Source organism: Pseudomonas sp. TH08 (assembly GCF_016651275.1).
Lineage (GTDB): Bacteria > Pseudomonadota > Gammaproteobacteria > Pseudomonadales > Pseudomonadaceae > Aquipseudomonas.
Genome location: NZ_JAEKEE010000006.1, coordinates 501,893 through 521,887, shown reverse-complemented (window position 1 = coordinate 521,887; position 19,995 = coordinate 501,893). Strand labels below are relative to the sequence as shown.

General features: G+C 59.4%; 22 protein-coding genes. 14 read left to right on the top strand and 8 right to left on the bottom strand.

All coding sequences use genetic code 11. The annotated features are described in order from the left end of the window. Window positions 1-198 precede the first annotated feature (198 nt). A complete protein-coding gene (locus tag JFT91_RS28700) occupies window positions 199-1,416 on the top strand; it encodes a class I SAM-dependent methyltransferase (protein ID WP_201234600.1) in 1,218 nt (405 codons plus the stop codon). A 101-nt stretch (window positions 1,417-1,517) separates the two neighbouring features. On the opposite strand, the gene JFT91_RS28695 is transcribed toward JFT91_RS28700, so the two are convergent. Continuing rightward, the gene (locus JFT91_RS28695; protein WP_201234599.1) at window positions 1,518-2,408 is read right to left on the bottom strand and encodes a DMT family transporter; all 891 of its coding nucleotides are present in this window, start codon (window positions 2,406-2,408) and stop codon (window positions 1,518-1,520) included. Between the two features lie 324 nt (window positions 2,409-2,732). On the opposite strand from JFT91_RS28695, the gene JFT91_RS28690 reads away from it, so the two are divergent. Both JFT91_RS28690 and JFT91_RS28685 read left to right on the top strand, forming a co-directional pair. Then, entirely contained in the window at window positions 2,733-3,314 is a 582-nt protein-coding gene (locus tag JFT91_RS28690) for a DJ-1/PfpI family protein (protein WP_201234598.1), read from the top strand. Between the two features lie 13 nt (window positions 3,315-3,327). Continuing rightward, window positions 3,328-3,633, top strand: coding sequence for a ribbon-helix-helix domain-containing protein (locus JFT91_RS28685; RefSeq protein WP_201227625.1), 306 nt, complete (start codon window positions 3,328-3,330; stop codon window positions 3,631-3,633). Between the two features lie 114 nt (window positions 3,634-3,747). Here the strand turns inward: JFT91_RS28685 and JFT91_RS28680 are convergent, their stop codons facing one another. The 3 genes from JFT91_RS28680 to JFT91_RS28670 form a co-directional block, all read right to left on the bottom strand. Beyond that, the gene (locus JFT91_RS28680) at window positions 3,748-6,306 is read right to left on the bottom strand and encodes a TonB-dependent receptor (protein ID WP_201234597.1); all 2,559 of its coding nucleotides are present in this window, start codon (window positions 6,304-6,306) and stop codon (window positions 3,748-3,750) included. Window positions 6,307-6,426: 120 nt separating this feature from the next. Then, window positions 6,427-7,386 carry a FecR family protein gene (locus tag JFT91_RS28675; protein WP_201234596.1) on the bottom strand — a complete coding sequence of 320 codons (960 nt, stop codon included), beginning with the start codon at window positions 7,384-7,386 and terminating at the stop codon, window positions 6,427-6,429. Beyond that, window positions 7,383-7,919 (bottom strand): RNA polymerase sigma factor, encoded by a 537-nt coding sequence (locus JFT91_RS28670; RefSeq protein ID WP_201234595.1) that lies wholly within the window; start codon window positions 7,917-7,919, stop codon window positions 7,383-7,385. Before JFT91_RS28670 ends, JFT91_RS28675 begins: the two co-directional genes overlap by 4 nt. Before the next feature lie 157 nt (window positions 7,920-8,076). Between JFT91_RS28670 and JFT91_RS28665 the strand changes: the two genes are divergently transcribed. After that, window positions 8,077-8,421 carry a YegP family protein gene (locus tag JFT91_RS28665; RefSeq protein ID WP_201227624.1) on the top strand — a complete coding sequence of 115 codons (345 nt, stop codon included), beginning with the start codon at window positions 8,077-8,079 and terminating at the stop codon, window positions 8,419-8,421. A gap of 127 nt (window positions 8,422-8,548) precedes the next feature. Here JFT91_RS28665 and JFT91_RS28660 read toward each other — a convergent pair whose 3' ends face one another. Beyond that, window positions 8,549-9,430, bottom strand: a complete 882-nt coding sequence (locus tag JFT91_RS28660; protein WP_201234593.1) for a dihydrodipicolinate synthase family protein — start codon at window positions 9,428-9,430, stop codon at window positions 8,549-8,551. A 22-nt stretch (window positions 9,431-9,452) separates the two neighbouring features. Further along, a complete protein-coding gene (locus JFT91_RS28655) occupies window positions 9,453-10,235 on the bottom strand; it encodes an aldolase (RefSeq protein WP_201227621.1) in 783 nt (260 codons plus the stop codon). A gap of 106 nt (window positions 10,236-10,341) precedes the next feature. Here JFT91_RS28655 and JFT91_RS28650 point away from each other — a divergent pair, with 106 nt between their 5' ends. Then, window positions 10,342-10,884 carry a helix-turn-helix domain-containing protein gene (locus JFT91_RS28650; protein ID WP_201227620.1) on the top strand — a complete coding sequence of 181 codons (543 nt, stop codon included), beginning with the start codon at window positions 10,342-10,344 and terminating at the stop codon, window positions 10,882-10,884. Between the two features lie 100 nt (window positions 10,885-10,984). Here JFT91_RS28650 and JFT91_RS28645 read toward each other — a convergent pair whose 3' ends face one another. Further along, entirely contained in the window at window positions 10,985-12,004 is a 1,020-nt protein-coding gene (locus JFT91_RS28645; RefSeq protein WP_201234592.1) for a DUF4917 family protein, read from the bottom strand. Window positions 12,005-12,157: 153 nt separating this feature from the next. On the opposite strand from JFT91_RS28645, the gene yiaY reads away from it, so the two are divergent. Further along, window positions 12,158-13,306, top strand: a complete 1,149-nt coding sequence (yiaY, locus tag JFT91_RS28640) for an L-threonine dehydrogenase (RefSeq protein ID WP_201227618.1) — start codon at window positions 12,158-12,160, stop codon at window positions 13,304-13,306. A gap of 165 nt (window positions 13,307-13,471) precedes the next feature. On the opposite strand, the gene JFT91_RS28635 is transcribed toward yiaY, so the two are convergent. Then, entirely contained in the window at window positions 13,472-13,960 is a 489-nt protein-coding gene (locus JFT91_RS28635) for a DMT family transporter (RefSeq protein WP_201234590.1), read from the bottom strand. A gap of 77 nt (window positions 13,961-14,037) precedes the next feature. On the opposite strand from JFT91_RS28635, the gene JFT91_RS28630 reads away from it, so the two are divergent. The 8 genes from JFT91_RS28630 (at window position 14,038) to JFT91_RS28595 (ending at window position 19,863) form a co-directional block, all read left to right on the top strand. Next, complete coding sequence (locus JFT91_RS28630) at window positions 14,038-14,949, top strand: LysR substrate-binding domain-containing protein (RefSeq protein ID WP_201234588.1); 912 nt, start codon at window positions 14,038-14,040, stop codon at window positions 14,947-14,949. Between the two features lie 21 nt (window positions 14,950-14,970). After that, on the top strand, window positions 14,971-15,705 hold the full coding sequence (locus JFT91_RS28625; protein ID WP_201234586.1) for a PA3715 family protein: 735 nt from the start codon (window positions 14,971-14,973) through the stop codon (window positions 15,703-15,705). Window positions 15,706-15,742: 37 nt separating this feature from the next. Beyond that, entirely contained in the window at window positions 15,743-16,459 is a 717-nt protein-coding gene (locus tag JFT91_RS28620) for a PA3715 family protein (RefSeq protein WP_201201409.1), read from the top strand. Between the two features lie 4 nt (window positions 16,460-16,463). Next, window positions 16,464-16,880, top strand: a complete 417-nt coding sequence (fos, locus tag JFT91_RS28615; protein WP_201234584.1) for a fosfomycin resistance glutathione transferase — start codon at window positions 16,464-16,466, stop codon at window positions 16,878-16,880. A 60-nt stretch (window positions 16,881-16,940) separates the two neighbouring features. Then, window positions 16,941-17,579, top strand: a complete 639-nt coding sequence (locus JFT91_RS28610) for a LysE family translocator (RefSeq protein ID WP_201234582.1) — start codon at window positions 16,941-16,943, stop codon at window positions 17,577-17,579. A gap of 79 nt (window positions 17,580-17,658) precedes the next feature. After that, the gene (locus JFT91_RS28605; RefSeq protein WP_201234580.1) at window positions 17,659-19,008 is read left to right on the top strand and encodes a sensor domain-containing protein; all 1,350 of its coding nucleotides are present in this window, start codon (window positions 17,659-17,661) and stop codon (window positions 19,006-19,008) included. Window positions 19,009-19,125: 117 nt separating this feature from the next. Further along, complete coding sequence (locus JFT91_RS28600; RefSeq protein ID WP_081500477.1) at window positions 19,126-19,284, top strand: KGG domain-containing protein; 159 nt, start codon at window positions 19,126-19,128, stop codon at window positions 19,282-19,284. Between the two features lie 75 nt (window positions 19,285-19,359). After that, window positions 19,360-19,863, top strand: a complete 504-nt coding sequence (locus JFT91_RS28595) for a DUF4142 domain-containing protein (RefSeq protein ID WP_201234572.1) — start codon at window positions 19,360-19,362, stop codon at window positions 19,861-19,863. The last annotated feature ends 132 nt before the right edge of the window (window positions 19,864-19,995 follow it).

Sequence of the window (19,995 nt, the reverse complement as noted above, 5' to 3'; positions counted from 1 at the left end):
CAGCGAAGCAGCCCCCAAACCTGCGGTTTCTCCAGGCATACCGAGTGTTCAGGTTTTGCGACTGCTGCGCAGCCGAACGGGGATAAATCCCCTCGCCACAGGATTTATGCCGTTGGGTAAATAAGAGCGTGTCCCCAACCCCCATCCCCCCTAAAATACCCGCCATTCCCGATTTCGCCCGCCCGAGGCCGCTTGTTCATGTCCGTTACCGCCGCAACCGCGCAATCCGCGCCCGATCACCACGCCCAGTTCATCGAGCTGCTGCAAACCAGCCTCGACCAGAACGGCTTCATCAAACTGGTGCTAGCCAAGTACGTCGGTGAAGAGGCGGAGCTGCAACGGGTCATCATCAAAGCGGTGACGGTCAAGGCGCAGCCGAACCTGTCCTTCGTCTATCGCTACAAGACCCGCGACATCACCAAGAACCTGCCGCTGGTCGAAGGTGTGGCAACGATTGCCGCGTTGTTGCCGGCGTCGTTCAAAAATGCGCATTTGCTCGCTGTGACTGACGAAGCGCAGCTCGAATACAGCAAAAAGGGCAAGGCTTCGCTGTTCAAGAGCAAACCTCAGCAATTACGCGAAGCGCCATCCGCGGAACATAACCGCGAGAAAAACCGTTTTCTCGAACTGAGTCGGCCGTTTCTCAAGGATCTGGGCGTGACCAATGCGCAGCATGAGCTGATCCCGGCCATGTCGCGCAAATGGAAGCAGATCAACAAGTTCATCGAAGTGTTCAGTCATGCGCTGACCTCGTCACCGCTGGCGCTGGACAAACCGGTGCGGGTCGCGGATTTCGGTTCGGGCAAGGGCTATCTGACATTCGCCATTCACGACTACCTGCGCAACACCTTGAAGGCTGATGGCGAAGTCACCGGCGTCGAGCTGCGAGAGGAAATGGTCAACCTGTGCAACGCTGCCGCGGCGAAACTGGATCATCCGGGGCTGGTGTTCAAGTGCGGTGATGTGCGCAGCGTCGCGCCGAGCGAGCTGGACGTGATGATCGCCCTGCATGCGTGCGACATCGCCACCGACTACGCGATCCACACCGGCATTCGTTCAGGCGCATCGATCATCATGTGCTCGCCGTGCTGCCACAAACAGATCCGCCTGCAAATCCAGAGCCCGGCGCTGCTTAAACCGATGCTGCAATACGGTCTGCACCTCGGCCAGCAGGCGGAAATGGTCACTGACAGCTTGCGTGCGCTGTTCCTCGAAGCTTGCGGTTACGAGACCAAGGTGTTCGAGTTCATCTCGCTGGATCACACCAACAAGAACAAGATGATTCTGGCGGTCAAACGCGCCGAGCCGGTCGACCCCGCTCAGCTGTTGGTGAAGATTGAGGAATTGAAGGCGTTCTACCACATCAGCGAACACTGCCTGGAAACCTTGCTGCGCGCCGACGGTTACCTGGCCTGAATCATTCCCTGTAGGAGCTGCGGCACGCTGCGATCTTTTGATCTTGAAAATCAAAAGATCGCAGCGTGCCGCAGCTCCTACAGGGATATGTGTTCATCCGGTTATGCGGTTGCGGGTTGGGCGGGACGCACGGCGGTTTTACGGCCGAGCATGACGGTCGCAATCACCCCGCAAGCAAACACCCAGGTAATCGGCTCGACATGTTCACCAAAGAACATCGCCGAAAACGCGATGGTGAAGAAGATTTGCAGCAACTGGATCTGACTCACCCGCGCGATCCCGCCCATCGCCAGCCCGGCGTACCAGGCGAAGAATCCCAGGAACTGCGAAAACAGTGCGACGTAGCCGAACGCCCACCAGGCTTTCGCCGAGACCGTCCCCTGATGTTGTAACGCCAGATAAAGCACCGGCCCGATCAGCAGCGGCGTCGACAGCACCAGCGCCCAGCAGATCACCTGCCAACCACCCATTTCCTTGGCCAGGCGGCCACCCTCGGCGTAACCCAGACCACCCACGGCAATCGCGCCGAGCATCAGCAAATCCCCGGCCTGAATGCTGCCAGCCCCGCTGTACAGCGCATAACCCAGGACCAGCGCGCTACCCAATGCGGCACAGGCCCAGAAAGCTTTCGACGGACGCTCATGGGACAGCCACGCGGCATACAGCGCCACGCACAAGGGTTGCAGGCCATTGACCAACGCACCGTGGGACGCCGGCAAGGTCTGCATCGCCCAGGCCGACAGCACCGGGAACCCGAGAATCACGCCGGCAATCACCAGGCTCAGGCCTTTGATCTGCTGCCAGGTCGGCCACTTCTCGCGGCGCCATAACAACAGCAACGCCGCCGGAATTGCCGCGAACAATGCGCGGCCCAAACCGTTGAGCAGCGGATGCAGTTCCTGCACCACGATGCGGGTGAAGGGCAGAGTGAGGCTGAAAATCACAACCCCGAGCAGGCCGAGGGCCATGCCGGTGTTTTCGCGCGAGGACATGATGGGAACCAGATATAGAGGTGGCTGGAAAGTGTCCTCATCTAGCCATAATCCGCGGAGTTCGGGCTGTTACAGCTAGGCACGGACTTATCCGTACAGTTGCGGGCAATCCCTTGTGGCGAGGGGATTCATCCCCGATCGGCTGCGCAGCAGTCGTAAATCCTGAATGTAGGGTCTCAATGACAGACCGCAGGGGGCCGCTTCGCAGCCCGACGGGGATAAATCCCCTCGCCACAGAGCGTGTGTAGTAGTCAGTTATTACCTCGCCCTGCGGATAAGGTCTACCTTGAATACTCCCAAGTATTCTCCAGAGGAGTCCTCCCCATGGCCGTGAAAAAGATCCTGATGCTGGTCGGCGATTTCGTCGAAGACTACGAAGTGATGGTGCCGTTCCAGGCGCTGCAAATGGTCGGCCACACTGTTCACGCCGTGTGCCCGGACAAAGCCTCGGGCAACACCGTGCGCACTGCGATCCATGATTTCGAAGGCGACCAGACCTACAGCGAAAAGCCCGGTCACCTGTTCGCCCTCAACTTCGATTTCGCCAACGCCCGCGAGGCCGATTACGACGCGCTGCTGATCCCCGGCGGTCGTGCCCCGGAATACCTGCGCCTCAACGAAAAAGTTCTCGATTTGGTGCGTGCCTTCGATAAGTCCGGCAAGCCCATCGCCGCGGTCTGCCATGGCGCACAACTGCTGGCAGCGGCTGGCGTTCTCGAAGGTCGCGAGTGCAGCGCTTATCCGGCCTGCGCCCCGGAAGTGCGACTGGCGGGCGGTACGTACATCGACATTGCGGTGACTGCTGGCCACGTTCAAGGCAATCTGGCCACTGCCCCGGCATGGCCGGCGCATCCGAGCTGGCTCGCCGGTTTCCTGGGTTTGCTCGGCACTAAAATCACCCTGTAACGAGGATTCGCCCATGTGCGAGCTGTACGTCAAGGCCGACCCGATTCTCTACGAGTCGCGCTCCCGCTCGCTGCGCATCTGTGGTGTGGTGACGACATTGCGCCTGGAAAATCAGTTCTGGGACATTCTCAGCGAGATCGCCGCAGTCGATGGCATGACCACCAATCAATTGATCGCCAAGCTGTATGAAGAGGTGATGGATTATCGCGGGGAGGTGGTGAATTTTGCGTCGTTCTTGCGCGTGAGTTGTATGCGCTATCTGAGTCAGCGGCGAGTGAGTGCGCCGGAGTTGTCGGTGGTGCGGGCCGGAGTGAAATAGTCCAGACCGGGGTGACACTATCGCGAGCAGGCTCACTCCTACAGGGGAACGCATTCTGACTGTAGGACTGAGCCTGCTCGCGATGGGGCCGGCGCAGACACCGAAAATTCTGGCTCAGAAAAACCGAGTCACACTCACCTTGGCATTGCGCCCCTGGCTATAAGCCAGGTCGCCGCTCAGCTCCGGGCGGTAGCTTTCGTTGAACAGGTTGTCGATGGTCAGGTTGACCTCGGTGCCCTTGAGGTAAGGCTGCTGCGGTTTCCAGTTGGCGAACAGGCCCTGCACGTTGTAGCGGTCGTTGGCGTATTGGTCGTAGTACACGTCACCCAAGGTGTTCTTGCCACCGCTGTAGCGATCGCTCGGCAAGCGATCGGTCTGGCGCACGAACTCACCCTGCCAGCCCACTTGCGCATCCCAACCCGGAATCTTCACGCCCATGACCGCCACCCATTTGGCCGGCTGAATGTCGCGTGCCCAGACGTCCGGGCCCCATGGATTGGTGTAGGCACCTTCGTGCTTGCCGGTCATCCACGAGTAGGAGAGCGAGCCAAACAGGTAGGTCGAGTCGTAGAAACTTTCGACTTCGAAGCCCTTGATGGTCAGGCTGCCGATGTTGCGGTAGTTGCTCATCGGGCCCGAGCCTTTGCAGTCCGAATCGATCGTGCCGCCCTTGATCGCCTGATTCTGACAGCCGACCCCGGTGGCCTTGAAGATCTCGTCGTCGATCTTGTTGCGATACAGCGTGGTGCGAATCTGCACGTTGTCGTTGTCGGTGAACACATTGGAGAAGTGGCTGATGTTACCGGCGCGCCAGCCCGTGATGCGTTCCGGGTCGAGGTCGACGCTGGTCGCGGTGCGGTTGCCGAGACCCTGGACTTCGTACTGCTCGTCGATCACCGGAGCGCGCCAGGTTTTGCTGTAGTCGACGAAGAACGCCGTGTCCGGTGTCACCTTCCAGAATGCCGACAAACGTGGCGACCAACCGGTGTAGGTGCGGTCGCTGTAATCGTGGCCCATGGCTGGATTCGGGCTGCTGTAATACGGCGCGTCGTTGGCTTCGCCACGGTTGCGTACGTGGTCGTAACGCACCGACGGCGTCAGGGTGAAATCGCCCAAGGTGATCGCGTCTTGCAGGTAAAAACTGTTGGTGTCGACCTTGCCCGTGGGCATGAAATACGGTTGGAAGTGGCCAAAGTTGTACTTCGGCACATCGTAGGCGGCGCCCGGCATCCACATGTCCGTGTCACGGCTGTGTTTGCGGATTTGTGCGCCCGTGGTCACCGCGTGGGACAAGGCGCCGGTTTCGAACAGGCTGATGTTGCGCAGCTCGATGACGCGATCCTGGTAAGCCGTGTCCATTTTGCGACCGCCGGAGGCCGGCTGGAAAAACGCAGTAGCGTCACGCTCGTCGGTCTGGTCAGTGTCGGATTGCGAGTAGCTCAACTTCATGTCGATCAAGCGGTTGTCCAGCGGCTGGTACTGGTAGAAACCGGACCAGGTGGTGTCGAGCGTTTCGCGGTTGGCCAGAAACCGTTTCAGCGCGCCTTCGTAACCGTATTTCTGGATGTTGAACGCGCTCGGCGGGCTCGGGTAAGAGGCGGAGGAAAAAGGTGTCCAGCGCTGGCTTTCCGAGTGCGAGTACGACAGACCGGCGCTGTGCTCATCGGTCAGGTGCAGATTGACTTTGACCAGTTGACCGTCGACATCCTGGGCACTGTTGGGCAGGCGCTTGGGGTTGCGCGGATAGTTGTGGTCAGGGTCGGGCAGGTTGTCGGCGAGCTTCATGTCGTCGCCATCGCGCTTGGTCAGGTACACCAGCGCGTCGGCGCGCCCGTCGTCGGTGCGACCGAATACGGCTCCCGTGTAAGTCTGTTGATGGTCGTTGCTGGCGTAGCCATATTTGACCATCGCACCGCTATTGCGGCCTTCTTGCAGCAAGTCCGGGGCATCTTTGGTTTCCATGTGCACGGTGGCACCGAAGCCGCCGTTGCCGGTGAACAGCGAGTGCGGACCTTTTTCCACTTCGATGCTTTTGATCAGCTCCGGCTCGATGAAAATGGTCCCTTGCTGATAGCGCTCGAAGCCGCTTTTGCTTGCGCCGTCGAGTGTCATCGGTACGTCTTCGGCCTCGCCCAGGCCCCAGACGTTGATCTTCTGGCCTCCGGGTTTCATCGAGCCGCTCATGCTCACGCCCGGCAGTGTCTTCAACAGTGCGGGAATGTTGTTCGGTTGGTGGCGATCAATGTCGGCCTGAGTCAGCGTCGAGCGGCCGACAGTGCTGGAGTCGACTTCGGTGCCGGTGCCGATCACGCTGAGCGCATCGAGTTGAATGCTGTCGCTGCTGCTGGTGACCGACTCCACCGGGCGCACCACATACGTCTGGTTGACCTTGATCAGTCCGAACTGGCTGTTGTCGAGCAACTGGCGAATCGCCGCTTCCGCACTGAATTCGCCGTCGATGGCCGGAGCCTTGAGATTGCGCAATTGCGCCTCGTCGAACAGCAACTGAATCTTCGCCTGTTGGGCGATCTGGCTCAGCGACGTCGCCATCGATTGCGCCGGCAAATGCAGGCTGATCGATTCGGCGTGGGCTTGCACGCTGAAGGCCAGGCAGGCGGCGAGCAGGGTCGGTCGAAGGCAGGTGAGCGGGTACGGCGAAAACACGCGAAACATGGAATCCCCCAGAGCGGCAAAAGGCCAAAAAGGCCTGCGTCAGCAACGCAGACCGGAGGAAGACGCGGCAGGCAAAAAAACCTCACATGCGAATGCAAAATATTCTCATATGAGGCGTTGTCAGCGATTTTCGAGACGGATGCGGCCGTCGGCAAGGGCCACGGTTTTCACCGGGATCAACGCGGGCAGGGCGTCGATCAGTGCGTCCGGATCCTCGACGTCGAGGTTGCCGGAGACTTTGATCTGTCCCAGTTTTGCATTGGCCAGCAGCACCGGTTTGGCGCGATACAGGTTCAATTCATCAACCAGACTGGCCAGTTCGCGGTTGCGAAACGACAGATGCCCGGTGCGCCAATCGGCGACCTGGCTGACGGCCAGTGTTTGCTGCTGCACGCTGCCGCTTTCCAGATCGACGGCGGCTTGTTGTCGCGCGCCGAGCAGCAACGACGTTCGAGCGTCCGGTGCGAAATCGACCTGGCCGTGGGCGACGCTGACCACCAGTTGCTTGTCGGTGCGGCGTACATCAAAACCGGTGCCGACCACCCGCACGGTAGCGTCGCCGGTTTGCACCCACATCGGCCGTTCCTTGTCCGGGGCGACGTCGACATAGAACTGGCCACGCTGCAAAAAGATCCGCCGCTGATGACTGTCGAAATCGACGCGCAGTTGCGTGTTGGCGTTCACCGACAGCGTGCTGCCGTCCGGCAATTCGACGGTGCGCATGCCTTTGGATTGCGCGGCGATTTGCTCCTGGAAAATCTCGTATGAAGTGCCCAGTTGCGTGGCGAGCACGGCGCCGACCAACGCCGCCGCAACGGCCAGTGCAGGGCGCCAGAGGCTTTTGGGTTTTTGCAGCTTGAGCGGCGTCGGCCGATTCAGTTGCTGCAATTCGCCGAGGTCTGCCCACAGCTCTTCAAATGCCCGATAGGCCTTGGCATGTTCCGGCTCGCGCAACCATTGCTCGAATGCCTGACGAACAGCGCGTCCCTGTTGCTGGCGATTGCGGGTGAACCACGCGGCGGCCTGACCGTCGACGCTGTCGTCCGGCAATTCGCTGTCGGCTTCGTGGGGGCGGTTCATTCTGGCTGCTCCTTGCCGTTGTCCTGCTCCAGGCGTTGCTTGCAATGCATCAGTGCGAAGGCGATGTGTTTCTCCACCATGCTCAGCGATATCCCCATGCGCTCGGCAATCTGCGCCTGACTCAAGCCTTCAAAGCGGTGCAGCATAAGGGCCTCGCGCCGACGTGGCGAGAGTTCTGCCAATACTTCCTTGAGATGCTCCAGCCGTTGCTGGCGCTGCGCCGCTGCCATCGGATCGTGTTGCTCATCGGTGGCCGGTTCGACATCGCTGTCGTGATTGGGCTGGACGATGTGCCGTACTTTCTGCCGACGCCAGTGATCACGCAGCAGATTGCGCGCCATCTGGAACAGGAAGGCGCGCGGTTGCTCGACCTTGGCCCGATCGCGATAGTCGAGCCATTGGGTGAATACGTCCTGGGTCATGTCCGCCGCGTCGCTGGGGTTTTCCGTGCGTTTGCGCAGGTAATGCAGGATGTCCCCGTAACACCGGCGAAATGAATCAGCCGACAGAGGATCGGGCGTGAGGCGGGGCATGGATTTCCTTCTCGACGAAGCGGGGGCGCAGAAAGTTGCGGATGATATCGAGAATTATTGTCATTTGTCATGTTGGCGATTGCAGCGCTTATCCAGCGGTGGCCAAACCGTCGAAACCGTCTTTACTGTCGAGGGTTCAATCGACAGGAGCAGCAACATGTCCGGATGGTACGAATTGAGTAAAAGCAGCAACGGCCAGTTCAGGTTTGTGCTGAAAGCGGCGAATGCCGAAACGATTCTGACCAGCGAGCTGTACACCACCCGCAGCGCCGCTGAAAACGGCATTGCCGCAGTGCAGACCAACAGCCCGCTGGATGAGCGCTACGAGAAGAAGTCGACCAAGGACGGTCATCCGTACTTCAATCTCAAGGCTGCCAACCATCAGATCATCGGCAGCAGCGAATCATATTCCTCCGCCGCCGCGTGCGACAAAGGCATCGCCAGCGTCAAGGCCAACGGGCCGACGAAGAGCATCAAGGACAAAACGTTGCCGGTGCTCTGAAGAACACAAATCCCTGTAGGCGCTGTCGAGTGAAACGAGGCTGCGATCTTTTGATTTTAAAAAAGCCAGATCAGAAGATCGCAGCGTGCCGTAGCTCCTGCAGGATTTTGTGTTGTGTCAGGAAGAATCAGCGCAGGGTTTTGAGGATTGTCTGCAGCTGACCACGCCCGGTTTCGCTCAATGGAAACACCGGCAAGCGGGGTTCGCCCGCTTCCAGCCCGGTGGCACGCAGCCCGGCCTTGATCGTCGCCGGCAAACCACCCTTGAGAATGAAGTCCAGCAACGGCAACTGGCGGTAGAACAGGTCCCGCGCCCGATCCAGGTCGCCGGCCATGGCCGCGTCATAAAGATCCAGATTCAGTTGCGGGATCAGGTTCGGTGCCGCCGTACACCAACCTTTCGCCCCGGCGGCGAACGCTTCCAGCGCCAGCGGATTGCAGCCGTTGTAGAACGGCACTTGACCCTCGCCGAGCAGATGCAGCTTGTGCATGCGCTGGATGTCGCCGGTGCTCTCCTTGACCATGGTTACGTTTTCCACGGCGTTGACGATGCGCAGAATCAGTTCGACCGACATGTCGGTGCCGCTTGTGGCCGGGTTGTTGTAAAGCATGATTGGCACGCCGATGCTGTCGCCGATTGCACGGTAATGGGCGAGTATTTCCGCTTCGCTGAGTTTCCAGTACGAGGCCGGCAGCACCATCACGACGTCCGCGCCATGGGCTTCGGCGAAACGTGCACGACGCACGGCTTTGGCGGTGGTCAGGTCGGAGACGCTGACAATGGTCGGCACACGGTTGGCCACGTGTTTGATGCTGAACTCGGCGACCTGATCCCACTCCGCATCGCTCAGATAAGCACCTTCGCCGGTGCTGCCCAGTGGGGCGATGGCGTGGACGCCGCTGTCGATCAGGCGATCGATCGATTGGCCGAGGGCCGGCAGATCGAGGGTTTCGCTATTGGCGCTGAACGGGGTGATGGTGTAGCCGATGATGCCGTGAATAGTGGACATGGTTGTCTCTCCGTAACAGGTTTCAGTTCAGGCAATCGGCGTGTTGGCGCAAGTTCTGCCGGGCGTAATAGTTGAAGGCCGCTGCGTGGCGTTTCGGCTTGGCGATCCAGTCATGGGCTTCGCGGCCCAGCTCGGGGATGATCGGTTTGATCGTGCCCGCCGCCATCGCCAGCAGTTGCAGCTTGGCCGCACGTTCGATCAGTTGAGCGATGACACAAGCTTCTTCGATCGTCGAGCCGGTCGACAACTGACCGTGGTGTGAAAGCAGGATCGCGCGCTTGTCGCCCAATGCCCCGGCAATCAGTTCACCTTCCTCATTGCCCACCGGTACGCCCGGCCAGCCTTCGAGAAATGCGCAATCGTCGTACAGCGGGCACAGGTCCATGTGGGAGATCTGCAGCGGCACTTCCAGCATCGACAGCGCGGCAACGTGCGTCGGGTGGGTGTGGATGATGCAGTTCACGTCCGGTCGAGCACGGTACACCCAGCTGTGGAAACGGTTGGCCGGGTTGGCCATGCCGTGGCCTTCGAGCACTTCCAGGTCTTCGTTGACCAGCAGTAGATTGCCCGCGGTGATTTCGTCGAAGCCCAGGCCCAGTTGCTGAGTGTAATAGGTGCCGGGCTGCGGGCCTCGGGCGGTGATCTGACCGGCGAGGCCGGAGTCGTGACCGTTTTCAAAGAGAATCCGGCAGGTCAACGCCAGCTTTTGCCGGTCTGTCCACGTATTATCCGCCAGAGTTTTTTGCATCTGGGTCAGCGCTTGCTTGACCAGTTGGTCTTTGGGTAGTGCTAATGTCTTGGCCATGTGTGTGTCCTTTGGGTGATTGCAAATGACACTAAAGAGGCTATATGACACAAAGTGTCATTGGCAAGCACAAATCGTCGCTTCCTCAATGGAATAACCGCTGCGCATGTCTATCCGTTTGAAATTATTGAGAAAAAAACTTGGCGTAACCCTTGAGGCATTGGCCGAGAAATCCGGCATGACCAAGAGTTATCTGTCGAAGGTCGAGCGCGGGCTGAACACTCCGTCGATCGCCGCCGCGTTGAAACTGGCAAAGGCACTGAACGTGAAAGTCGAGGAGTTGTTCTCCGAAGACAACGTCAGCCTCGACAGTTACAGCCTGGTGCGCAGCCACGAACGTCAGTCATTGGCGGCCAATGATCAGAGCCCCGGTTACGCGGTGCTCGCCCATCAGGTCAGCGAGCGCAACCTGCTGCCGTTCATCATCTACCCGCCGAGCGAATTCACCGACAAGACCTTTAAGGAGCACTTGGGCGAGGAGTTTCTGTTCGTTCACGAAGGGCAGGTGGAAGTGGACTTCATGAATGAGAAGGTGTTGCTGGAGCGCGGCGATGCGCTGCATTTCAATGCACAGAAACCGCATCGGATCAGATCGGTGGGCGAGGTGCAGGCGCAGTTGCTGGTGGTGGTGCACAGCGCCGAGGAATGAGTTGGCCGCTAAAAGCTTCGCGAGCAAGCTTTGCTCCTACAGAGGGATGCGATCCTTGTAGGAGCAGAGCTTGCTCGCGAAGGCGTCAGTCCGGCCTATATCAAGCCTCGACAGGCACCGACAACTTCGGGCTGCCCAGCGCGTGCGTCTTCGCATCGAAGAACCGCAACTCAACCCCGGTGCCTTCGAACACCTTTGTGTAGTGCCGTTTCTGATGTTGGATGAACGCCGCACTGCGCGGATAAATCGAGATCGCCACGCTCGCAGGTTTCGCCAGGCGCAACGCCCGCACGATGTGCGCGTCCTGTTCACCCAAGGCATGGCCGAAGATGCACAAACTGTCGCCATGGCCCAATAACTGCGCGTAGCAGAACGACAGATAATCCGAGCTACGAATGGTTTTCAGCTTTTCCGCGCTCGGCCCTTCAGTGACAAACAGCGGCACGTCATCCAGTGTCTTGAGCGTATTGTTGATCGCGAAACTGCCGAGCAGCGTGCCTTCGGTCGAGGTCAATTTACGCGCCGTACCGTCCTGATTGCGCACCAGGTGCAAACCGCCGTGCAGGTAAAGCAAACGCGGTTTGTCGGTGGCACTTTCACTCAGATCAAAACTGGCATTCGGCGCATTGAACAGGTCGTCGATGGTCTCGCTGTTGTGCTGCAACGCCCAATAGTTGAGCAGGTCGTAATTGGTGGTGAACACCGTGCGATAGCGCGCCAGTTCTTCATTCAGCGTTGCCAGAGACGACGCTTTCACCAGACGCCAGGGGATGTGCACCGCGTGCATGGCATTGATCAGCGCTTCCTTGATCGCGTAATAGCGATTACGCGGCGCCGCCGAGCTGACGGCCAGTGCCTTGTTGACCCGACTGGTGGTTTTCAGCGCGCCAAGCACTTGCTCGAAACTGCGCGTTTGCATCGCGTCGAACACCGCCAGTTCCGATGGGCTCAGCGGTTTATCTTCCACGGTGCGGGCGTTTTCGAACAGCGAGTCGTAGCCGAAGTCGTCCCAGACCGCGCGGCTGGCGCCGTTGCCCACCAGCAGGCCGCTGAAAGCGGTCGTGGCGCGCAGGCTGTTCCAGTCTTCGAGGGTGGCGTCGACATCCAGAAAATCGGTCATTGCGCAGGCGTCTCAAAACATAGGGGCTGATGGGCGGCGACTTTATCACGAGCCGGCATTGAGCCAGATCAACATCGGTTGTGACCGATCGGTCGATCCTGTGGGTAGCCGCCGAATCGGAGCAGTCGATTCGGCCCCTGTCAGGAGACTCCGATGAGCAGCACCTTCTTCATTCCAGCGGTAAACATCATGGGCAATGGATGCCTCGACGAAGCCATGGTCGCCATTCGTAACTACGGTTTTCGCAAGGCGCTGATCGTTACCGACGCAGGGCTGGCCAAGGCCGGCGTGGCCACGATGCTCGCCGAAAAACTGGCGATGCAGGACATCGATTCGGTGATTTTCGACGGCGCCAAACCCAACCCGAGCATCGCCAACGTCGAGTCGGGGCTGGGCTTGCTCAAGGAAAGTCGCTGCGATTTCGTCGTCTCGCTAGGCGGCGGTTCGCCCCACGACTGCGCCAAGGGCATTGCCCTGTGTGCGACCAACGGCGGTGAAATTCGCGATTACGAAGGCGTCGATCAATCGAGCAAACCGCAACTGCCGCTGATCGCCATCAACACCACGGCGGGCACCGCCAGCGAGATGACCCGCTTCTGCATCATTACCGACGAATCGCGCCACGTGAAAATGGCCATCGTCGACCGCAATGTCACGCCGCTGCTGTCGGTCAACGACCCGGCATTGATGGTCGCCATGCCCAAAGGCCTGACTGCCGCCACCGGCATGGACGCCCTGACCCATGCGATCGAGGCCTACGTTTCGACCGCTGCGAACCCGATCACCGACGCCTGCGCGCTGAAGGCCATGACCCTGATCAGCAACAATCTGCGTCTGGCCGTGCGTGACGGTAGTGACCTCGCTGCGCGGGAGAACATGGCCTACGCACAGTTTCTCGCCGGCATGGCCTTCAACAATGCCTCGCTCGGTTATGTCCATGCGATGGCGCACCAATTGGGCGGTTTCTACGACCTGCCACACGGAGTCTGCAACGCGGTGCTACTGCCGCATGTGCAGACGTTCAACGCGCTGGTCTGTGCGGATCGTCTGACCGATGTTGCGCACGCGATGGGCGCGGACATTCGTGGCTTCAGCCCGGAGGAGGGCGCCCAGGCGGCGATCAACGCCATCCGTTGCCTGGCCCGGGACGTTGAAATTCCCGGCGGCTTGCGTGAACTCGGCGCCAAGCTCACTGACATCCCGGTGCTCGCCACCAATGCGCTGAAAGATGCCTGTGGTCTGACTAACCCGCGTGCGGCGGATCAACGGCAGATCGAGGAGATTTTTCGCAACGCGTTTTGATCTGAAGCATCCTGAAGGATTTCGGCTGACCGGGCCGGCCTCTTCGCGAGCAGGCTCGCTCCCACCTGTGAACGCATTTCAACTGAAGAAATGCATACCACTGTAGGAGCGAGCCTGCTCGCGAAGACTGACTTGCAGACACTGCAAATCCATCGAGTACGAACATCACCCGACAACCGCCACATTCCTCTCAAACACCCCGCCAAACTGAATCAACCCCACCCCCGCAATCAACAACAGCGCCCCAAACACCCGTGGCAAGGTCAGCTGTTTCTCTACCAACCCGAACAAACCGAAGTGATCCAGCATCATAGAAGCCAGCACCTGCCCGGCCAGTGCCAAGGCGATAAACCCAGAAGCTCCGAGTTTGGGCAGCAACACCACCGCCAGCGCCACAAAACACACGCCAAACGCACCACCGGCCCACATCCACAACGGCGCCTTGCTGATAAAAGCCCCTGACGGCAACGGCAATCGCAACGCCAGAATCACCGGCAACAAAACCAGCACACTCACCAGCAACGACACCAGAGTCGCCCACAACGGATGCCCCAATCCGCGTGCCAGATTACTGTTGATCGCACTCTGAAACGGCACCACCGCTCCGGCAAACGCGGCCAGCGCCAACAAGCCGACCCACTGCAACGTACTCATGTTCACTCTCCAACAGGTTTTGCTGGACTCTAGAGTATTCGTCGCGCAGATTTAAATTCCGTTTTGTCATCCAGAACATGCATCAAATGAATGATCTGCGCCGTATCGACCTCAACCTGCTGGTGATCCTCGACGCCTTGCTCAGCGAGCAGCACGTTACCCGCGCTGCCGAGCGCCTGCACCTCAGCCAACCGGCGGTCAGCCATGCGCTGGCGCGATTGCGTGATTTGCTCGGTGATCCACTGTTGGTGCGTGCAGGCGCAAACCTGGTGCCGACCGCGCGGGCGCTGGAGCTGATCGCACCACTGGCCGAAGCGTTGGCGCAGGTGCAATCGCTGTTGGCGCCGAACACCTTCGATCCGACCAGCGCGCGTCGGACTTTTCGTGTGGCAATGTCGGATTATGGCGCGGCAATCATTCTGCCTTCGCTGATCCGCACCCTGCGCCATGAAGCCCCCGGCATCGACCTGCAGATCAGCCATGCCAGCCGTGAAGGCATGCTGGAAGGTGTGCTCAATGGCGATATCGATGTCGCGGCCGGCGTCTTCCCGGACATCCCCAACGAATTGCGCAGCACGCTGTTGTTCGAAGAGCGCTACGTGTGCCTGCTGGATCGTCAGACGTTGCCCGAAAACGGTCATCTCGACCTGCCCACCTACCTGTCGCGTCCCCACGTCTTGCTGGAAATGCGCGGCAGCGGCACCCCGGAAATCGAACGCGCGCTGACGTCTTTGCGTGAACGTCGCCGCGTCGCAATCAGTCTGCCGCACTGGAACGTCGCGCCCCAGTTGATCAGTGGTACGGATCTGATTTTGACGGTGTCATCGCGCAGCGTGCGCGACATTGATCAGCGGGAATTGATCGTGGTGCCGCCGCCATTCGATATTGTGCCGTTCACGTTTGTGCTGGCGTGGCATAAGCGTCGGGGAGGGGATCAGGCGTTGAACTGGTTGAACCGGAAGATAGAGGAGGGGATAGTGCGCGGCTGAAATGTTTTCAAGGAGTGGGGAGTGACAGTGAAGTCTGGCTGGATCAGGTGTGTGGTGCTGTGTGGCGGGTTGATGGCGGGGCAGGCGTTTGCCGATTGCACGCCGGCCACCTTAGCCGGGCAGCAGGATTTATCGGTGTGCAAGGATTGGCCAGTCGATCCGCCTCTGACTATCACGGCGGTATCGAAGTTTGTAGCGGACCCGGTATATGGCGGTGGCGGAAGGATCGGTTCCTACGATTTGAATTTAGCGGTGTTGTCAGCAAGCGATTCGACCTCGCTCGCCACCTGGCATCAATCCTCTGCATTCCCCACTGATGCCATCGCTCTGGAGAGTGTGGAACTCGACACTGCGCGCTACAAGCTCACGCCGACGCTGCGTGCTTTTGGTGTGCGGGCGATTTTCAAAGGCTCTTCAAGCGTCAATCCGTTGAATGAAACCGTACTCTCGCTCTATGTGAAAGAGGGCGACAGATTGCGTCCGGTGCTGGATCGGTTAGTGGTTTACCGCTTCAGTGGCGAGTGGGATGGCAACTGTGCGGGCGATCGCGGGACTACGGTTCGCACGATTGAAATAGGTAAAACCAGCTCTCACGGATTCGCCGACCTGATCCTCAAATCGGTCACCACCGGGCTCACCGGCGAAGGGCCACCGGAGACCTGTGAAATCAAGACAATCAATTACAAACCCGAGATGACCACTCTGCGCTATGACGGCAAATCTTACGTTTTGCCTAGCGATTTCCAGAGTCTGTAACCGGCCCGCCACACTCGACTTTTATCAAGGAAGAACAATGCTCACGCCCACCAGGCTCCTTATTACCCTCAGTTTCCTGGCGCTCATCCCTCAAGCCCAGGCCGCCTGCCAGACCAAAGACTTCGACGGCAAATCCCTGTCACGCTGCAAAGTCTGGCCGGCGTTCCAGAATCAGGCGATCGCGGTCAAATCGACTTACCTCGCCGATGTCGGCGGTGACGATGCCGGGGTGTTCGATCTGGACTTGTCGGTGGTCAATGCCAGCAACGCAAAACCTATTGCCACATACCATAAGCCGGGCGCGTTCAACTCCGACGCCATTCGCCTGGATGACCTGCGCATCGACACCGCGCGCTATCGATTGGCGCCGAACGTACGGGCTTTCGGCGTGCGTTCAATGTTCGGCCACAGTTCCAGCGCCATTCCCTATGAGAAAACCGATCTGACGCTGTATGTCCGCGAGGGCGATGCGCTGCGGCCGGTGCTGGAAGGCCTGGTGGTGTTCAAAAACCACGGTGAATTCATGAGCGACTGCGACGGATACACGAAGACGCTGCGCAGGACTGTCGACATCGGCACGTCGAGTCACCACGGTTTTGCCGATTTGCTCATCACCACCAGCGGCAGCAAAATGAAAAACACCAAGTCGGGAAGTCAGTGCGTTTCGAAAACCACCGACCTGAAGAAAACCCAGGTCACCCTGACCTACGATGGCCAGCAATACATCGTTCCCGAGGACTTCAGAGGTTACTGACACGATGCTTACAGGCCTCAACCACCTGACCCTGGCGGTCAGTGATCTGCAGCGCAGCCTGGCGTTTTATCGCGATGTGCTGCAGCTGCGCGTCGAAGCGACGTGGGACGCCGGCGCCTATCTGTCGCTGCCGGGTTTGTGGCTGTGTCTGTCGCTTGATCCCCAGCGCAAGGCCGGGCCGAACGCCGACTACACCCATTATGCGTTCAGCTTGAATGCCAAGGACTTCCCGAATTTCGTGCAGAAGTTAAAAGCGTCGAACGTTCAGGAATGGCGCGACAACCGCAGCGAAGGTGCGTCGTTCTATTTTCTCGATCCCGATGGCCACAAGCTTGAGGCGCACGTCGGTGGTCTGGCCTCACGGCTGGCGGCGTGTCGGCAAAAACCGTATGCCGGCATGCGTTTTTACGACGAGCAGTGATCAGGCGCAATCGGCTGATATAGACTGGCCACCACGTGTTCCGGCGCTTGCAGGTTTTCCATGACTCCATCGTTGTTAATGGCCGTTCTGGCCTCGGGTTTCATTTATGGCATCACGCCCGGGCCGGGTGTGCTGGCGGTATTCGGCATTGGTGCGGCGCATGGCCGGCGGGCCGGGGCAGGTTTCCTTTGCGGGCATCTATTGGGCGATGTGGTCTGGTGCAGTACTGCGCTGATCGCGATTGTCGGCGCCCGGGAAATCGGCAGCACTGCGTTTGATGTGCTCGGGGTGCTCAGCGGCCTGTACCTGTTCTGGCTCGGCTGGCGTGCGGTGCGTGCCCAGCGCCGCAATGGCGATGAACCGCAAGGCGCGGCGCGCCAGCCGTTCTGGCACGGCATTCTGTTCGGTTTGACCAATCCCAAGGCTTACCCGGTGGCGGTGGCCACCTTCACCGCGCTGCTGTCGAGTCGTGCCGAACTGCTCAACTGGTCGATGCTGCCAGCGCTGATCGCCTTGAGCTTCTTCGGCGGACTGCTCGCCTACGCTATTCTGATTGGCGTGGTCGGCGCTCAGCGCGTGCGCACGTTGTATCAGCGTCACGAACTGCTGATCACCCGCCTGTGCGGGGTGATGTTCATCGGTTTCGCCATCAACGCGCTGGTGCATGCGCTGCCGGGGCTGATGCCGAACAAGGCTTGATGTTGTGTGCAGGGATGCATGAACGACAGGTCAGGGATGTTTGATCAGTGCTGCATTGCCCGGACACCCACGCTGAACCATGGAAAGCCGAAACTCTACGCCGTTGGCGAGTTATATCGATCTGTTGCTGGACGCCGTGTGTGCGGTCGACAAACAGGGGCGCTTCGTTTTTGTCAGCGCCGCCTGCGAGCGCATTTTCGGCTACACGCCAGACGAATTGATCGGTCGGCCGATGATCGGACTGGTGCACCCGGCTGATCGCCAGCGTACGCTAGCGGCCGCCAGCGAGATCATGGGCGGCGAGCCGAAACACAACTTTGAAAACCGTTACCTGCGCAAGGACGGCAGTGTCGCGCACATTCTGTGGTCGGCGCGCTGGTCGGAAGTCGATCAATTGCGCATCGCCGTGGCCCGCGATATCACCGAGCGCAAACAGGCTGAGTCACGCCAGGCTGCGCTGTATGCGATCTCCGAAGCCGCCCATGTGGCGGAGGATTTGCTGGCGCTGTTCAAGCGCATTCACTTGATCATCGGTGAATGGCTGCCGGCACTTAATTTTTCCGTGGCGCTGTACGACGAGCACTGCGCGCAAATGAGCTTTCCTTATCACGTCGATGATCAAGAACTGCAGCCCGAGCAGCCCGGTACCGTCACCGGACGCCTGTGTGCGGAAGTGATTCGAAGCGGTCAGCCGATTCTGCTGACGCCTGACCGCCCGGATTCTTCGCCGGATTTCGCTGCGCTGGTGGCCGGGCAGGATTCGCCGTGCTGGCTCGGCGTGCCGCTGAATTCGAAAAACGGCACCATCGGCGCATTGATCGTCAAAAGCCTGCCCGGCGGCGAGCGCTACACCGAACAGGACAAGGAGTTGTTGCAATACGTCTGCGCGCAGGTCGCAACGGCCATTGAGCGTCAACAACTGCACGCCCGCCTGCGGCACATGGCGCAATACGATCAACTGACACAACTGCCTAATCGCGAATTGCTGCGCGATCGCCTGAAAGTCGCGTTGGCTGGCGCCCGTGAGCAGTCGGGGCACATGGCGTTGCTGTATGTCGATCTGGATCGCTTCAAGCAGGTCAACGACACTTTTGGGCACGCGGTGGGCGATATGCTGCTGCAAACCGTGGCCAATCGCCTCAAAGGCTGCGTACGTGAAACCGATACGGTCGCGCGAATCGGCGGCGATGAGTTTGTCGTGCTGCTGCACAGTGTCCAGGCCGCGGAAGATGCCGACAGTGTGGCGCTGAAGATCCGGCACGTGCTGGTGCAACCGATGCGTCTGGATGGCCACAATCTGCACATCGAGCCGAGTATCGGTGTCGCCCGCTATCCAGAGCACGGCAGCGAGGAAAAGCAATTGTTCCGACATGCCGATCAAGCGATGTACGCCGCCAAGCGTTTGAACCATCACGCCCTCAGTGACTGAACAGTTGCTCGCCGTTCGTCGCATCGTAGGCAATTTTTCTAAACCTTTATCCAGCAGAAAATTCTTAATCTAGGCGGGCACCTGCTCGCTACGATCATTACCAAGAGGTAGAGAATCATGCCTAACTCAAGAAACTCGAACTCGGGAAACTTCGCCAACGATCGAACGAAGGCCTCTGAAGCCGGTCGCAAAGGTGGGAAAACGACCACCACGACGGTTGATAAAGAGCCTGCGAAAACAGATATGGGCCGCAAGCCCGCTCAGAAATCGAAGTAGTCGGTGAAGGTTGTTTTGATTGAGTGGCGGGGGCGTGAGCTCCCGCTTGAATTTAGCAAGAAGGAGGGCGCGACCATGAGCCGGATGGCCACCCGTATACGCAACGCCAGTTTTGCATCGCTGTTGGGCCTGTGTGCAAGCAGCGCCTTTGCCCAGTCGCCTGCCGAGTTCATCAATGATGCTTCGGCCAAAGGTATGGCCGATATCGAAGCCAGCCGCCTGGCGCACGGTAAGACCGAATCGAAAGAGGTCAAGGACTTCACCATTGTCGTCATCAACGACCGCACCACGGCCAACCAGCATTTGGCGAAGATCGCCAAAAAGCTCGATTTGCCAGTCGCCCCCCGTGAAGAAATGGCCGATAAGGCCAAAGAGCTGATACCGGAAGTGAAGGACGGCGCGACTTTTGATCAGGCCTACGCCGCCAGTCAGGTCAAAGCCACTGAAGAGGCGATCCAGCAGATCGAACAGGAAGCACAGACTACCGACGTCCCGGAGATCAAAGCCTTCGCCGACGAAACCCTGCCGAAACTGCAGAACCACCTGCAAATGGCCCGGGCCTTACAGGCCAGCCGCTAATCTAAGCCTTACAAAAAACCTGTGGAGAGGGAGCTTGCTCCCGCTGGGGCGCGGAGCGGCCCCGTTCTTTTAAAGAAACGGGTTTGCTACGCAGCCCAGCGCAAGCAAGCTCCCTCGCCACCAATGACCCTA